The sequence below is a fragment of the Streptomyces sp. NPDC020192 genome (genome assembly GCF_044388685.1).
In the GTDB taxonomy this organism is placed as follows: Bacteria; Actinomycetota; Actinomycetes; order Streptomycetales; family Streptomycetaceae; genus Streptomyces.
The window spans coordinates 167,939-181,612 of sequence record NZ_JBIRXG010000021.1; the positions used below are offsets into that span (position 1 = coordinate 167,939).

16 protein-coding genes and 4 pseudogenes are annotated in these 13,674 nt (G+C 71.3%); 5 read left to right on the forward strand and 15 right to left on the reverse strand.

The genetic code is table 11. From position 1 onward, the window contains the following. Positions 1-80 precede the first annotated feature (80 nt). The 6 genes and pseudogenes from ACH47Z_RS33805 to ACH47Z_RS33830 form a co-directional block, all read right to left on the reverse strand. Positions 81-608: pseudogene (locus ACH47Z_RS33805) on the reverse strand (aldo/keto reductase); the annotation flags it as partial. Positions 609-663: 55 nt separating this feature from the next. Next, positions 664-1,320: pseudogene (locus ACH47Z_RS33810) on the reverse strand (NAD(P)-dependent alcohol dehydrogenase); the annotation flags it as partial. Further along, complete coding sequence (locus ACH47Z_RS33815) at positions 1,310-1,456, reverse strand: hypothetical protein (RefSeq protein ID WP_399080599.1); 147 nt, start codon at positions 1,454-1,456, stop codon at positions 1,310-1,312. The pseudogene ACH47Z_RS33810 and the gene ACH47Z_RS33815, both read right to left, overlap by 11 nt. A gap of 200 nt (positions 1,457-1,656) precedes the next feature. Continuing rightward, positions 1,657-2,301 carry a GNAT family N-acetyltransferase gene (locus ACH47Z_RS33820; RefSeq protein WP_399080601.1) on the reverse strand — a complete coding sequence of 215 codons (645 nt, stop codon included), beginning with the start codon at positions 2,299-2,301 and terminating at the stop codon, positions 1,657-1,659. Positions 2,302-2,458: 157 nt separating this feature from the next. After that, on the reverse strand, positions 2,459-3,145 hold the full coding sequence (locus ACH47Z_RS33825; RefSeq protein ID WP_399080603.1) for a transcriptional regulator: 687 nt from the start codon (positions 3,143-3,145) through the stop codon (positions 2,459-2,461). A 45-nt stretch (positions 3,146-3,190) separates the two neighbouring features. After that, positions 3,191-3,346: a hypothetical protein gene (locus ACH47Z_RS33830; protein WP_399080605.1), complete on the reverse strand. Its 156-nt coding sequence runs from the start codon at positions 3,344-3,346 to the stop codon at positions 3,191-3,193. A 76-nt stretch (positions 3,347-3,422) separates the two neighbouring features. On the opposite strand from ACH47Z_RS33830, the gene ACH47Z_RS33835 reads away from it, so the two are divergent. Both ACH47Z_RS33835 and ACH47Z_RS33840 read left to right on the forward strand, forming a co-directional pair. Beyond that, complete coding sequence (locus ACH47Z_RS33835) at positions 3,423-3,686, forward strand: DUF2255 family protein (protein ID WP_399080607.1); 264 nt, start codon at positions 3,423-3,425, stop codon at positions 3,684-3,686. A gap of 40 nt (positions 3,687-3,726) precedes the next feature. Beyond that, on the forward strand, positions 3,727-5,061 hold the full coding sequence (locus tag ACH47Z_RS33840; protein WP_399080609.1) for a cation:proton antiporter: 1,335 nt from the start codon (positions 3,727-3,729) through the stop codon (positions 5,059-5,061). Here ACH47Z_RS33840 and ACH47Z_RS33845 read toward each other — a convergent pair. The 5 genes from ACH47Z_RS33845 to ACH47Z_RS33865 all read right to left on the reverse strand — a co-directional run bounded on the left by ACH47Z_RS33845 (position 5,039) and on the right by ACH47Z_RS33865 (position 9,026). Next, the gene (locus ACH47Z_RS33845; RefSeq protein WP_399080611.1) at positions 5,039-5,707 is read right to left on the reverse strand and encodes a hypothetical protein; all 669 of its coding nucleotides are present in this window, start codon (positions 5,705-5,707) and stop codon (positions 5,039-5,041) included. The two genes, ACH47Z_RS33840 and ACH47Z_RS33845, sit on opposite strands and share 23 nt — an antisense overlap. 93 nt (positions 5,708-5,800) lie before the next feature. Continuing rightward, positions 5,801-6,190 (reverse strand): helix-turn-helix transcriptional regulator, encoded by a 390-nt coding sequence (locus ACH47Z_RS33850; protein ID WP_399080612.1) that lies wholly within the window; start codon positions 6,188-6,190, stop codon positions 5,801-5,803. A gap of 628 nt (positions 6,191-6,818) precedes the next feature. Continuing rightward, a complete protein-coding gene (locus tag ACH47Z_RS33855; protein ID WP_399080614.1) occupies positions 6,819-7,397 on the reverse strand; it encodes a TetR family transcriptional regulator in 579 nt (192 codons plus the stop codon). 4 nt (positions 7,398-7,401) lie between these two features. Then, positions 7,402-8,088, reverse strand: a complete 687-nt coding sequence (locus ACH47Z_RS33860) for an NADP-dependent oxidoreductase (RefSeq protein WP_399080616.1) — start codon at positions 8,086-8,088, stop codon at positions 7,402-7,404. A gap of 23 nt (positions 8,089-8,111) precedes the next feature. Further along, positions 8,112-9,026, reverse strand: coding sequence for an AraC family transcriptional regulator N-terminal domain-containing protein (locus tag ACH47Z_RS33865; protein WP_399080618.1), 915 nt, complete (start codon positions 9,024-9,026; stop codon positions 8,112-8,114). An 87-nt stretch (positions 9,027-9,113) separates the two neighbouring features. On the opposite strand from ACH47Z_RS33865, the gene ACH47Z_RS33870 reads away from it, so the two are divergent. Next, a complete protein-coding gene (locus ACH47Z_RS33870) occupies positions 9,114-10,118 on the forward strand; it encodes an aldo/keto reductase (protein WP_399080620.1) in 1,005 nt (334 codons plus the stop codon). A 24-nt stretch (positions 10,119-10,142) separates the two neighbouring features. On the opposite strand, the gene ACH47Z_RS33875 is transcribed toward ACH47Z_RS33870, so the two are convergent. Then, positions 10,143-10,946: an alpha-L-rhamnosidase C-terminal domain-containing protein gene (locus ACH47Z_RS33875; RefSeq protein WP_399080639.1), complete on the reverse strand. Its 804-nt coding sequence runs from the start codon at positions 10,944-10,946 to the stop codon at positions 10,143-10,145. Between ACH47Z_RS33875 and ACH47Z_RS33880 the strand changes: the two genes are divergently transcribed. Then, positions 10,938-11,321, forward strand: coding sequence for a TetR-like C-terminal domain-containing protein (locus tag ACH47Z_RS33880; RefSeq protein ID WP_399080641.1), 384 nt, complete (start codon positions 10,938-10,940; stop codon positions 11,319-11,321). The genes ACH47Z_RS33875 and ACH47Z_RS33880 overlap by 9 nt on opposite strands. A 170-nt stretch (positions 11,322-11,491) precedes the next feature. Here ACH47Z_RS33880 and ACH47Z_RS33885 read toward each other — a convergent pair. Continuing rightward, positions 11,492-11,746 (reverse strand): annotated as a pseudogene (locus ACH47Z_RS33885) (IclR family transcriptional regulator C-terminal domain-containing protein); the annotation flags it as partial. 194 nt (positions 11,747-11,940) lie between these two features. Between ACH47Z_RS33885 and ACH47Z_RS33890 the strand changes: the two are divergent. Continuing rightward, positions 11,941-12,165, forward strand: a pseudogene (locus ACH47Z_RS33890) (dioxygenase); the annotation flags it as partial. A 333-nt stretch (positions 12,166-12,498) separates the two neighbouring features. Here the strand turns inward: ACH47Z_RS33890 and ACH47Z_RS33895 are convergent. Both ACH47Z_RS33895 and ACH47Z_RS33900 read right to left on the reverse strand, forming a co-directional pair. Then, positions 12,499-12,990 (reverse strand): peptidylprolyl isomerase, encoded by a 492-nt coding sequence (locus ACH47Z_RS33895; protein WP_399080622.1) that lies wholly within the window; start codon positions 12,988-12,990, stop codon positions 12,499-12,501. A 9-nt stretch (positions 12,991-12,999) separates the two neighbouring features. Beyond that, entirely contained in the window at positions 13,000-13,269 is a 270-nt protein-coding gene (locus ACH47Z_RS33900; RefSeq protein ID WP_399080624.1) for a hypothetical protein, read from the reverse strand. Positions 13,270-13,674 lie beyond the last annotated feature (405 nt).

Consider the following 13,674-nt stretch of genomic DNA (forward strand, 5'->3'; position numbering starts at 1 on the left):
GCCGGCTGACCAGGCCCGTCCTGCTGCCGCTTGCCGACTGCGGATGCAATGCCGCGCGAGACCGGTTCGCCCGTGCGGCCTCAGTGGTGGACCAGCCGCATGCCGGCCTCGTGCAGGCGGTCACTCGCGGCCGGGGTCAGGTTGTTCAGGCGCTCGAGCTGACCGGCGGTCAGTGTGAGGGCGTCGGCGGCGGTGTTCTCCTCGACGCGGGAGACGCGCTTGGTGCCGGGGATGGGCGCGATGTCGTCGCCCTGGGCGAGCAGCCAGGCCAGGGCGACCTGGGCCGGGGTGGCACCGGCCTCGGCGGCGACCGCCTCGACCTCCTCGACGATGCGGAGGTTGCGCCGAAGGTTCCCCGGTGTGAAACGCGGGTTGTCGGCGCGCCGGTCGTTCGTGGCGAAGTGGTCGGTCGAGCGGACCGTGCCGGTGAGGAAGCCGTGGCCCAGCGGCGACCAGGGCACCAGCCCGATGCCTAACTCCCGCATCAGCGGCAGGATTTCGGCCTCCACGTCCCTGGTCCACAGGGAGTACTCGGACTGGAGGGCGGCGATCGGATGGACGGCGTGAGCACGGCGGATCGTCTCGGGGGCCGCCTCGGACAGGCCGATTGGTGGCCACCGCCGACGTCGGGAGCGTGATCGCGGGTTCACCGCAGGCGCCGAGGGTGGCGAAGACGCCGGCCAGGGCCAGCAGGCCCATGGGCGCGCCGATGTCGAGGCGGCCGCTGACGGTGTTGACGATGAGGTCGAAGGTGCCCGCCAGGTCCTCGAAGGTGGCGGGGTCGCCGGTGGCGCGGTAGTCGTCGGCGCCCAGCTTGATTCCTTCGTCCTTCTTGGCCAGGGTGCGGGACAGGACGGTGACCTCGGCGCCCAGGGCGCGCGCCAGTTTGATCGCGATGTGCCCGAGACCGCCGAGGCCGATGACGGCGACCTTCTTGCCGGGCCCGGCTCCCCGGTGCGCCAGCGGCCACCAGGTCGTGGCGCCCGCACACAGCAGCGGCGCCGACTCGTCCAGGGCGAGGCCGTCGGAGATGCGCAACACGAAGTCCTCGTCGACGACGACGTGGGTGAAGTAGCCGCCCTGGGTGAGGGTGCCGTCTCGGCCGACCACGCCGTAGGTGAAGGTGTTGCCCCGCAGGCAGTACTGCTCCTCGCCGCGCACGCAGTGGGCGCACTCCCGGCAGGAGTCGACCAGGCAGCCGACGCCGACCCGGTCACCGACCCGGTACTTCTCCACCTCCGAACCCACGGCGCCCACCACACCGGCGATCTCGTGGCCGGGGACGACCGGGTAGGTCCGCGGCCCCCACTCACCGCGCACCCAGCTGATGTCGGAGTGCGCCGCAGTACATGATCTCGATCAGCACGTCGCGCGGGCCGAGGTCGCGACGCTCGATCCGGGCGCGAGCGAGGGGTGCGGTCGCGGAGGAGGCCCCGTACGCGTCGACGCTGAGCATGGGGTTTCTCCAGAGCCGGTGGGACCAGGGGGAAAGGGGCCGACGGGGGCGGGTCCCTCATCCACGATCAGCAAGCCTGCCGCCGTCGCTCGCCGCGTGGCAGGCCGGGCTGGGCCAGGGAGCGCTGTTCGGTGGAGTGCCAGGGCACCCCACGCGCCTTTCCCGCGTGTGGGGGTCTCCTTACACTGGCCGGCACCGGGTCACGCTGCAGGAGGTTGCCTGCGTTCGAAGCCGCGTGCCATGCGCTGTTCGAGCCTCGCTCGGCAGTCCGGCCACTCCTCCGTGGTGATCGAGAAGATGGCGGAGTCACGCAGCCGACCGTCCTCGCCGGGCACCCAGGACCGGGACCAGTTCCGCAGCACGCCCTCGAACTGTGCGCCCACCCCTGCTATCGCGGCCCTCGACCGGCTGTTGCGGGCGTCGGTCTTCAAGTCGACGCGTGCCACGCGCCAGTTCTCGAACGCGTGCCGGAACAACAGGTACTTGGCCTCGGTGTTCACGCCCGTGCCCTGGGCCGATGCCGCAAGCCAGGTGAAACCGACCTCGATCGCGCACAGTTCGCCGGTCGTCGGCCACAGCCTCGGATCCCAGTAGGCCGTGGCCCCGATCGCGCGCCCCGACGCCACCTCCACCTGTGCGTACGGGGCCAGCTTCCCGGCGGCGGCACGGGCGAGCTGGGCATCGATGTATCCCTCGACCTCGGACGCCGTGGGCACCCACGTGAACCGATAGGAGTTCCGGTCCTCTTCCGCCGCCACGGCCAAGTCCGCCGCATGGCGGTGATCCAGCGGCTCCAGGCGCACGAGCGCGCCTTCCAGAGCCGGTCCCTCAAGCATGAAACTCATCGATCACCCATCGAGTGCCCGTGCGGATGGTGGCATCCGGTTGTCGTGTCCGGGCCGCGGGCCCAGGCCCGTAGCGTTCCAGAGCCTTCGTGTCCTGTCGCGCGAATTCGGCGCGGTGGGAAGTCGGGTCCGGACGCCGACGCCGACGGACTGATGCCTACGCCGGCGCCGGAGAGGGCGAGGACGAGGTCTGCCCGTGCCGTTCCTTCGCCGACAGTTGGTCCAGGAGCACCATCGCGTCGTGGTCCGGGGTGCCGGGTTCGGCGAAGAAGGCGACCAGGAACTGCCCGTGGGTGCCGTTCAGGGTCATGCCCGGGAAGCCGAGGGTGATGTCACCGACCTCGGGGTGGTGGAAGAGGCGGCGGCCCCGGGTGTCGCCGACGACGTCGTACTTCTCCCATGCTCGGGCGAACTCCGGTCTTCTGTCGGACAGTTCGTCGATGAGGGGTGACCAGGTCGGGGGCGTCCGGCTCGACTCCGCGCAGGCCTCGCAGCCACGCCACGACGGAGCGTACGGCGTTCTCCCAGTCACCGAACAGATCGCGGGCCGCCGGGTGTGGACGACGTACCGGGCCAGGTTGCGCCGCTCCGCGGGCCACTCCTCCAGCCCGGCGAAGAGCGCCAGCCCGCCGGGATTCGCGGCGAGCAGGTCGAAGGAGCGTCCCACGACATAGACGGGGTGCGGACGCATGCTCTCCATCAGCCACTCCACGCCCTCGGGCAGGGCGCGGTCGGGCACGGTCGCGGGCACCACCTTGGGCCGGCCGGGGCCCAGTGCCAGCTCCCGCAGGTGCCGGCGCTCGGAGTCGTTCAGGCGCAGCGCCTGGGCCAGGGCGTCGACCACGGAGGCGCTGGGATGGGTCTCCGTACCGCGCTCCAGGCGGGCGTACTAGTCGATGCTGATGCCGGCGAGCGTGGCCAGTTCCTCGCGGCGCAGGCCCGGGGTGCGGCGCAGCCCGCCACCGGTCGGCAGACCCGCCTCCTGCGGGGCGACCCGGGTCCGCCGGGCGCGCAGGTCAGCACAGGTCGTGGGGTGCCCTGCCACACCACGGAACGCCGGTCCCCGGCACACCAGTGCCTGTCAGCCGGACCGCGGCCACGGCACGCTGGGGGTCGTCCATGTGAACGGCGGCCTCTACGTCCGTGCGGTCCATGGCCCCGGATCGGCCTGGTACCGCGCGACCCGGGCCCGCCAGGAGGGGCACATCCGGGCTGGCGGTGTGTCGAAGGACGTCTCGCTCGTGGACGCCCCTCAGCGGATCAATGCCGCCGTGGACACCGCGTACCGCGCCACGTACGGGCGCTACGCCATGGAGATCGTCAAGACCGTCACCGGCCCCGGGGCGAGCTCCACCGCGATGCGGCTCGACCCGCGCCGGCCCTGACCCCCACCTGCCCCGGCCGCACCACCGTCCGGAGTCACCCTTGCTCGGCCTCGAACTCGTCGTCGTCCTCGGCGTGGCCGTCCTCCTGTGCCGCATCGTGAGCGACCGTCTCCGCCTGCGGACCATCTCCCTGCGGGAGATCCGCCGTGACCCGCGCGGCATCATCCTGGTCAGCACCGTGCTGGTGATCGTCACGGCCTGGGCGGTGGCCGCCGTGGCGCACGGCCTGCGCATGCCCTGGGTGCCCGCCTGGGTGCTCGGTGCGGCCGTCGCCCCGACCGACGCCACCGCGGTCGAGGTGGTGGCCCGGCTGCTCCCGCGCCGCAACCTCACTCTGCTACGCGCCGAGAGCCTGATCAACGACGGCACGGCCCTCGTCGTCTACGGGCTCGCCGTGGGCATCACGGTCGGTGAGGAACACTTCAGCGTGCCCCGCGTGGGCGGCCTGTTCCTGCTCTCCTACGCGGGCGGCGCGGCGGCGGGCGCGCCCACCGCGGGACTGGCGGCGCTCATCCGCCCGCACGTGCCGAACCCCGTCCTGGGCACGACCGTGGTGGTCCTGGTGCCGTTCACCGCGTTCCTCCTCGCCGAGGCGGTGGCGGCCTCCGGGGTCCTCGCGGACCTCGTCGGGATCGGGTCACAGTCGGCCGTACGAGGCCTGAACAGCACCGGCCTCGCCCATGCCCTGATCGCCGTGGCGGCCGTCTCCGCGACACTGGTCGTTGTCCGCTTCGGCTTCACCTTCCTGGCCGTACGCGTCATCCGGCTCCTCGACCGCCGTCCCCGGCAACGCCTGCGCCGTATGAACGAGCGTGCTCGAGTGGTCGGTGCCCTGTCCGGCTTCCGGGGCGCGGTCTCGCTGGCGGTCGCGCTGTCCGTGCCCACCAGCCTGGACTCCGGAGCGCCGTTCCCGGACCGCGACACGATCATCTTCGTGACGGTCGGCGTCATCGCCGTCACCCTGATCGGCCAGGGCCTGCTCCTCCCCGCCGTGGTCCGCTGGGCCCGCCTCCCCCAGGACACCACGCTGGAGTCCGAGCGCCTGCTCGCCGACACGACGGTCACGGAAGAGGCTCTCAAGGCCCTGCCGCGGGTCGCCGCCGAACTGGGCACCGACCCCGACGTCACCGAACGACTGCGGGACGAATACGAGACCCACCTGATCACGGTCCGCACGCGAGGCTCCGCAGCCGACGAGCAGACCGAGCCCGTCGTACGCCACGTGCGGCACTACACCGCACTGCGCCTCGCCCTCCTCACCCACAAACGCGCCACCGTCATCCGCCTGCGCGACGAGCACCGCATCGACGACACCGTGCTCGAGACGGCCCACGTCACGACCAGTCACTCGGTCACCAGTCGATGTGTGCGGTGATCCATCCGTCCAAGCCGTCCTTGTCGCCCGCGGGAGGCAGGTCGGGAGCGCAGGAGAGCGGTGTGCAGGACAGTTGCAGGTGGGTGAGGTAGCCGTAGGGGCCGTTGTCCGCCGTCGGCCCGAGGATGAGGGCGTGGGTGGGGGTGCGCCAGATGCGGTGCGTCAGTGCGGGGCCGGCCGCCACGGTGTAGGACGAGGCAATCGTCCGCTCAGGGGCTTCGCCCAGGTGCTCGGTGACCGCTTGCGCCGCCTGCGCGAGTACGGCCTCGCAGTCCTCGTCGGTGGAGGGTCTGCGGCTGGTCCAGCCGGGCACCTTTTCCCAGCCCTCGATATAGCCGTACAGCCATGGGCCGTTGGTCATGTCTTCGTCCTTCGGGTCGACCGGGTACATCTCGCCGAAGACGAGGAACGTCCGTGCGTCGGGATCTCCGAACGGATTGCCGACATCGCTGCAGACCACGTGGTGGTGAGCGGTGCGGAAGGAGTCGCAGACCAGGTGCTCCCATTCCCATCCGCGACGCTGCATCTCCTCGGCCACGGCGTCGAATTCGTCAGGCACCGGCGGGGCTGTCGGCAGAGCGACCAGCTCCGCAACGGCCTCGACGGTCAACGGACAGTGCACGAGGGCGTGTACGGGGATCGGCATGTCGATCACTCTAGTGTGCGTGGAGGCGCCGAGGTCGGCCACTGACCGGAGTGGATCACTCCATGGCGGAAGTCGCCGGATCCATGCACCTTTTCACAGGCCGACCTCGCGTACGCGAGTGCGGTAGGCCTGTGGTGACTCGCCGTACCGCTGTTTGAAGGCGCGCGAGAAGTAGAACTGGTTGCGCAGGCCGACCCGGGAGGCGGTCTCTCCGACCTGGAGGTCGGTGAACCGGAGCAGGCGTGATGCCTCGAGCATGACCCGCTCCATGAGCAGTGTCTTCGTCGGGCGGCCGGTGCTGCCGGACAGCGCGCGGGCCGGCTGCGGTGCCGGTACGCCGAGTGCGTCGGCGTAGTGGTCGACGTCGTGGTGGTGGGCGAAGTCCCGCTCCAGCAGGGCCACGAACCGGCGGTGCAGTCGTGTGTCGGCGTCCTCGCTCGTCGGCCCTGGGCGTGGGCGTCGTCGTGGTAGCGCTGGGTCCACAGCAGCAGGGTGAGGAGCAGGTGCCGGTGCACCTCCGCGTTCAGCGCGTCGTGCGGTCTCCGTGCCTCGGTGGCCAGGAGGTCGACCAGCCCGTCGATCCGTGCCGCGTCCGCTGCCGGCACGCTCACCGACTGGACTCCGTAACGTCCCACGAGCCAGACGGAGTTGACCCGGGTGACGGAGCCCTCGTAGAGCATGACCTCGCCGAAGCCGACGACCGCGCCGTCCACATCGGTCATCTGCTCGTACCGGTACAACTGGCCGCGTCCGACCAGGGTCAGGCTGGGCGAGGTCACCTCCAGCGGAACGCCGTCGATCACCTGCCGACCGGTGCCCGAGCCGGCCCAGAACAGGGTGTGGAAATCCTGGCGCAGCTCGACGTGGCACCCGGTCTCGTCCTCGGGCACACCCGCCCGGATCCGCACGACGTCGAGTGAGGGGCCACCCTCCGGCAGACCGCGCACCGGCACCTCACGTGCGCCGCCCGCCCTCCGGGGGAACCGGGCGAGCCGCCGCCCCGGTGCCTGCCGCACGTCTCCGCCCCCGCGCCCGGTACCGCGGCGGCACTCGTCGGGCCGACCGTGTCCATTTCCCGCGCATCCGTGGCCCCACCCTCCGCGTGACGGCCCTAGGCCTGCTCCCGGCCATCCGGACCGGTCCCGGCCGGCAGGGTGCGCACGGCTCGGGCGACGTCCGCGCCGAGGTTGTCGAGGCTGTAGTCGGGGCCGAGGATCATGCGGCGCAGCTGGGGCATGGCGATGCTCCAGCCGGCCAGGGCGAGGGTGAAGAACACGCGGGTACGTGCGTCGCCGCCCGCGCCGCCGGATTCCGCCGCGTCGATCTTGTCCTGGTAGTGGCGGGTGCGGGTCTCCTCGGCTGGGACGGGCTGCTCGCCGATCTCCAGGGCCTCCCACATCACCAGGCGCAGCGCCTCGGGGTGGGCCCGGTGATAGGCGAAGAGGCGCTCCGCGTAGCCGGGCAGGTCCTCGCTGGGCGGTACGGCCTCGGCCAGCGCGGCCAGCGCGCGCTCCAGGACGACGGCGAAGAGCTTGTTCTTGTCGCCGAAGTAGTCGTAGATCGCGCGCTTGTTGGCCTTGGCCTCGGCGGCGATGCGGTCCACCCGGGCACCGGAGACACCGTGCGCGGCGAACTCCATGGTCGCCGCCGCGAGAATGCGCTCTCTGGTCGCTGCCGAGTCGTATGCCATGCACTCATGGTAACGAACCAGTTCGTTTGGGAGCCAGCTCGACCGTGCCCGAGGCGACCAGGTCGACCAGCTCCGGCAGGATCTCGCGGGCGGTCGCGTTGTGGCGGCCGTCGGTCCTGGCGCCGATCCGCGCGGCCCGTTCCATGGCGACGGTCGTCTGGATGCGGTCCGGCGGCACACCGAGATCGACGGCGAGGTCCAGGTACTCCGGCCCGTACAGGTCGATGAACGCGTCGACCCCGCCCGCGCCGGCCGCTTCCTCGATCCGCTCACGGAGCCCGTCCCCGTACGGCACCGGGACGACGCCGTGCTGGTCGAGCCACTCGGCGTTGGCCTCCGAAGCGATGTCGAGCACGCGCACGCCCCGGCCGGTGAGCAACTGCACGAGAAGCGTGCCGACCCCGCCGGCCGCGGCGGACACCACGACCGTCTCCCCGGGCTGGGCGCCGACAGCACGGGCGGCCGCGTACGCCGTGGCGCCGACCATGTGCAGCGAGCCGGCCACCTCCCAGCTCAGCCGGGCCGGCTTGGGTGCCAGGTGGACCGCCGGGACGGCCACATGCGTGGCCTGCGCGGCCGGACCCGGCATCCAGCCCAGTACCTCGTCGCCGACGGCGATCCCGTCCACCCCGGCACCGACGGCCACGACGACGCCGGCGAGGTCACTGCCCTGGCCGGAGGGGAAGTCCACCGGGAACAGGTCCGGGACGCCTGCTACGGCTTGGCGCCCGACCCGTCGACCAGGACCGGAACGGCCCGGGACTCGGAGAGCCGGGCGCGCAGCCGGGCGGCGTCCTGGCCGGGCGGCAGGCCGTAGGCGCGGCGGTATTCGCGGTTGAACTGGGTGGCGCTCACGTAGCCGACGGCCTGGGCCGCCTCGGCCGCCGTGACATCCCCCGCGAACATCCGGCGGCGCGCTTCCTGCAGCCGCAGGTGTTTCTGGAACTTGAGCGGGCTCATGCCCGTCGCCGCCTTGAAGTGCCGGTGCAGCGTGGCCGGGCTCATGCGGGCCACCTCGGCGAGCTCGTCGATGCCGAGCGGTTCGGTGTAGTGGTCGCGGATCCAGCGGGCCGCCGTACGGATCCGGGAGGCCGCGGAGTCGGCCATGGACCAGTGCCACAGGACGGGTCCGAGCGGACTGCGCAACAGCCGGTAGAGGATCTCGTCCTCGATGCGGCCGGCGAGCGGGCCGATGTCCGCCGGGGTGTCGAGGAGGAGGATCCAGCGGGTGACCGCGTCGGCCAGTTCCGGCGCCATGGGTGCGGTCACCGCGGCGGTGACGGCCGGTGGTGACGACTGGCCTGCCTCCTCCAGCTCCATCTGCACGGCGGCGAGCGCCTGGCTGTCGAGCCGCATCACCGCGGCGCGGTAGGGAACCTTCTCGAAGGCCGCGGTCACCGGCACGTCGAGGGTGATCAGGGCCATCTCACCGCGAGGCGTGATCCAGCTGTGCTCGCCCGCCGCGGTGCGCTTGGCACCGTCGGCGATGAAGCAGATCATCGGCTCGTACATCACCTCCATCGGTTCGAGGAGTTCGTCGAGCGCGACCAGCGAGAGCCTGGGTACGGCGGTCTCGGACCAGGTCCCCTGGCAGTGCCGCTCGATCGCACGGGCGAGGCGGTCCAGCATGGGATGTCCTTCGCTTGAGAGGATCAGGCAATCCTATGCGATCGGTGCCCCATGACGTCCCGGCGCCGTGTTCCTAGCGTGGAGGGCATGACACAGCACGACACGAAGCTCCCCCACCGCACCCTCGGCACCCAGGGTCTGCGGGTCGGCGCCGTCGGCCTGGGCACCATGGGCATGACCATGGCCTACGGGGCCGCCGACGAGCAGAGCAGCATCTCCACCCTCCGCCGCGCATACGAACTCGGCGTCACCCTCTTCGACACCGCCGAGCTGTACGGCATGGGCACGGGCAGCAATGAGCAGCTCCTCGGCCGCGCCCTGAAGGACGTCCGTGACGAGGTCGTCCTCGCCACCAAGTTCGGCTTCGACCTGAGCGACCCCACGAAGATCGGCGCCCTGGACAGCCGCCCCGAGCACATCCGCGAGGTCACCGAGAACAGCCTGCGCCACCTCGGCACCGACCACGTCGACGTGCTCTACCAGCACCGCGTCGACCCGGACGTGCCGATCGAGGACGTGGCCGGAACGGTCGGCGAGCTGATCGCCGAAGGCAAGGTGCGCTACTTCGGCCTGAGCGAGGCCGGCCCCGACATCATCCGCCGCGCCCACGCCGTCCACCCGGTGTCCGTGCTGCAGACCGAGTACTCGGTGTTCGAGCGGGCCGTCGAGGCCGACGTACTGCCGGTCGTCCGCGAGCTGGGCATCGGCTTCGTGCCGTACTCCCCGCTGGGCCGCGGCTTCCTCACCGGCGCGGTGAAACCGGCCGCCGCGTACCCGGCCGACGACATGCGCAGCTGGGACGAGCGCTGGCAGCCCGGCAACTACGAGAGGAACCTGGCCGCCGTACGCGAGCTGACGGCCCTGGCGGAGAGCAAGGGCATCGCGGTGACCCAGCTCGCCCTCGCCTGGCTGCTGGCCCAGGGCGACGACATCGTGCCGATCCCGGGCACGCGCAGCCCACACCGTCTGGCGGAGAACGTCGCCGCCGCGCACGTCACGCTCTCCGCCGAGGATCTGGCCCGCATCCAGGAGATCCTCCCGCACGGCGCGGCCGGCGCCCGCTACCCCGAGCACGCGATGCCGGCCTGGTAGCCCCACCGGCCGACGTCCGCACGGTCAGGCGTTGAACCGGTACGCCCCCGCCCGGGCCCGGTAGACCTTGTACGCCGCGTCGCCGGAGGTGTCGTCCCGCACGAGGACGACATCCCGGGGCGCGGTGACGGGCCTGCCCTGGGTGGGGACCCAGATCTCCGCCTCCGTGTTGTACGGGACGGTGACCGCGAGGTCGATCCTGCCGTCGGGCCGGCGCCGCCATTCCGACGACACCCTGCCGCGCACGGTGTCGATCGAGGCGCTGACATGGTCGAGGGTCGCGGGCGCGAGGTCGGTGTCCTGAGTGTCCTTCGGGACACGGCTGTTGACCGCGGCCGAGGGGATGTACGGGCGAATGCGCAGCGACGCGTAGGCGGTTGAGGTCGGCCTGATCCCGGCCAGGCTCTGGTAGAACCAGGTGGCCACGTTGGAGCGGTAGTGGTGGTCGACCGAGAGCCGGTCGGTCCACTGCTCCCACAGCGAGGTGGCGCCCTTGGCGATCTGGTAGACGTAGCCGGGCGCGCCGGTCTGGGTGACGGCCTTCAGCGCGGTGTCCGTGTAGCCGTACTCGCTGAGGATGTTGAACTCGTAGCGCGACCCGTACATGTCGTTCTGGATGTGATGGTCGGCGGCCACGATGCGGTCGGCGAGGAGCTTCGCGAGCGCCTTCCGGTTCTCCGCCAGCGTCTTCGACCCGGCGAGATGGCGCGGGTCGTCGGGGTCCAGGTCCGCACCGGGCACCAGGTCGAAGGCGATGGCCAGCGCGTTCTCGCTGGAGATGCTGCCCTGGGTGAAGCGCCCCTGGGAGGCGTCCCAGTAGTGGGCGATGAACTCACCGGCGTGCCGCTGCGTGAGGCTCTGTTCCGCGTCCTGGAAAGCGTCCGGCGCCTCTACCTCAGCGAGAACTCCGGCACCAACCTCGCCGTCCTGGTCGCGGAGATCCGCACCTTGCCCGAACTCAACGCCGCTTTCCTGCGCACGGTGATCGGCCCGCGCCGACAGGCCCTCTACGACCTGCTCGCCACGGCCCAGCGACGCGGCGAGCTCCGCCCGGACCTCGACCCGGCCCTCATCGGCGAGCTCATCATCGGCCCGGTCCTCTCCCGCTCCCTCCTCCACCCCGACGCACCGCAGCCCGACGCCCGCTTCTCGAGGCAGGTGGTCGACTCGGTACTCGACGGCATCGTGCCCGCGTCACGCTGACGCCGGCGGACCTGTCGGACCCCGGCCGAAGACTGCCGGCCCAGCCTGCGGGACGCCGCCAGGCCCGACGCGACGACGGCCGGGCGTACGGCCCGTAGGCCGACGGAGCCGGTGCTGACGACGGCCGGCAGGGCCGCGATGGTCTCGCCGACGGTGTCGAGAATGCGGGTGGCGACGGAGTCGACTCCGTGGGCCGTTTCCTCGTGGCCGACGGCCACGCCCGTCTCGCGGCACTCGGCCGGCATCGCCCGCAGCCGGGCGGGATCGGTGACCGTGCATTCGGTGTAGGCCACCGGGCCCCGGGCGATGGCCTGTTCCACCGTTACGGGGCCGACGTGCACGAGGAGTACCTTGCCCACACCGGAGGAGTGCAACGGCGGCTTGCCGCCGATCCTCGACACGAGGTCCACCTCGTTGCCCGCCACAGCCGCTCCACGAGGACCGGTCGTTCATGAACGGCAGTGCGGCGGTGCGCAGCGGAACGCTCAGCGGTGCCAGTGTGCCCGGCTGCCACAGCCGGAGGCCCACGGTGAACGCGCCGTCCGGAGCCCGCTCCAGCGCCCCGGCCTCGACGAGTTCCAGCGCCGGCCGGCGCACTGTGGCATGAGGCAGCCTGGTCGTCCGGCAGACCGAGGCCGAATGGCGGCAGGCCATCGACTTCCTCACCGCAGCCGGTCACATCACCACCGACCGCCGCCAGGAGTTCGTGCTGCTCTCCGACGTCCTCGGCGCCTCCACGCAGACCATCAACGTCACCAACGAAGCCACCGTCGTCGTTGCGTTCTTCGTGGAGGGCGCCCCGGAGATCCCGCTGGGCGGAGATCCGCCGCGCCGCGGGCCGGGCGCCGGATCGCTGAAGCGTTCGGCGCCGCTCCCGCTGTCGAGGGTCTGCAGCGTCCTCGGCGTGCCGTGGACGCGGCGAAGGCACTGCGCGACCGCTCAACGAGGCCGACATCGAGGGTGCCGTGCGCGCGATCCTGGAGGCGGTCCCGCCGAGCAACCCGCGCCCTGTGACCGCCGGCGGTCTCCGGCGACCGCTCGATGCCGCGTGGCTCGGCGCGGATCCCCTCACCGTTTAGGCAGGAAGAGCGCCGCATCGGTACGGAATCAGCGCGCGTGAGCGTACAAACGCCCGCGTCGCCTCGGCAAGAGGCGACGCGGGCGAGGGTCACTGACCTCAGACCAGCTGCGCGGACACGATCGTCACCGGCTCCACCGGCACATCACGGTGCCCGGCCCGGGACGTGGTGGGCACGCCCTCAATGGCGTCCACCACGTCGTTGCCCGCCACGACCTTCCCGAACACGGCGTAACCCCAGCCGTCCTGCCCCGGGTAGTTCAGGAATTCGTTGCCGGCGGTGTTGATGAAGAACTGCGCACTCGCCGAATGCGGGTCCGACGTGCGCGCCATCGCCACCGTGTACTTGTCGTTGCGCAGGCCGTTCTTGGCCTCGTTCTCCACGCGCTGCGGCGCGGGCTTCTGCTCCATGTCGGCGGTCAGGCCGCCACCCTGAATCATGAAACCGGGGATCACCCGGTGGAAGATGGTGCCGTCGAAATGGCCGGACCGGACATATTCGACGAAGTTCGCGACCGTCTTGGGCGCCTTCGCATCGTCGAGTTCCAGGGTGATGTCCCCGGCCGAGGTGTTCAGCAGTACTGTGCTCATTCGGCCATCTTATGCCTGTGCCTCGAAGAACTCCGGGAGCGCCCCGAGCCCTGTCCTGCCGACCGCCCCGCCCTCTGGATACATGGAGATGGACAGACGGCCGGTCGGGCGGCAGCCGGGTGAACGCGCATGCCGGCCGACGCACCGGTGGATGCCCATGCCGAAGCCGACGTGGCCAGAGGGGGCACGGGTGAGGTCGTAGCGGTCGGAGTCCGCCCAGCGAGCCGGGTCGAGGCTGGCCGCGCCCAGGAACGTGAAGAAGGTCTGCCGCGTTGCCACTCCTCGGGGTGGGTGGCGAAGGCGTACAGACAGGCGGCCGAACCGTGCACCGTGGTGTCGACACCGGCGGTGAGGAGCGAGCACACCACCAACGGCACCTGCTCGTAGGGCAGTTCACCACGGTCGGCGGCAGCCCAGATCGCCGCGCCGAAGCCGTCCTCGCTCAACGCCTCCCGTTCGCGCTGGGCGTTCACCCATGCCGGCAGGTCGGCCATCCGGCGGGCGTCGGCCGCGACGAGGTCGTTGCGTGGGCCGAAGGCGTTGAAGGCCATGTTGGCGTACGGCAGCAGGTTCTCCCGGTCGTCCGGGCCTAGATGATCTATTCCAAGGGGTCAGTGATCGTAGGCGATCAGTGAGCGCAGGACGAGCTGGCCGGTGTGATCGTTGTGCCAGGTCGCGGCGGTC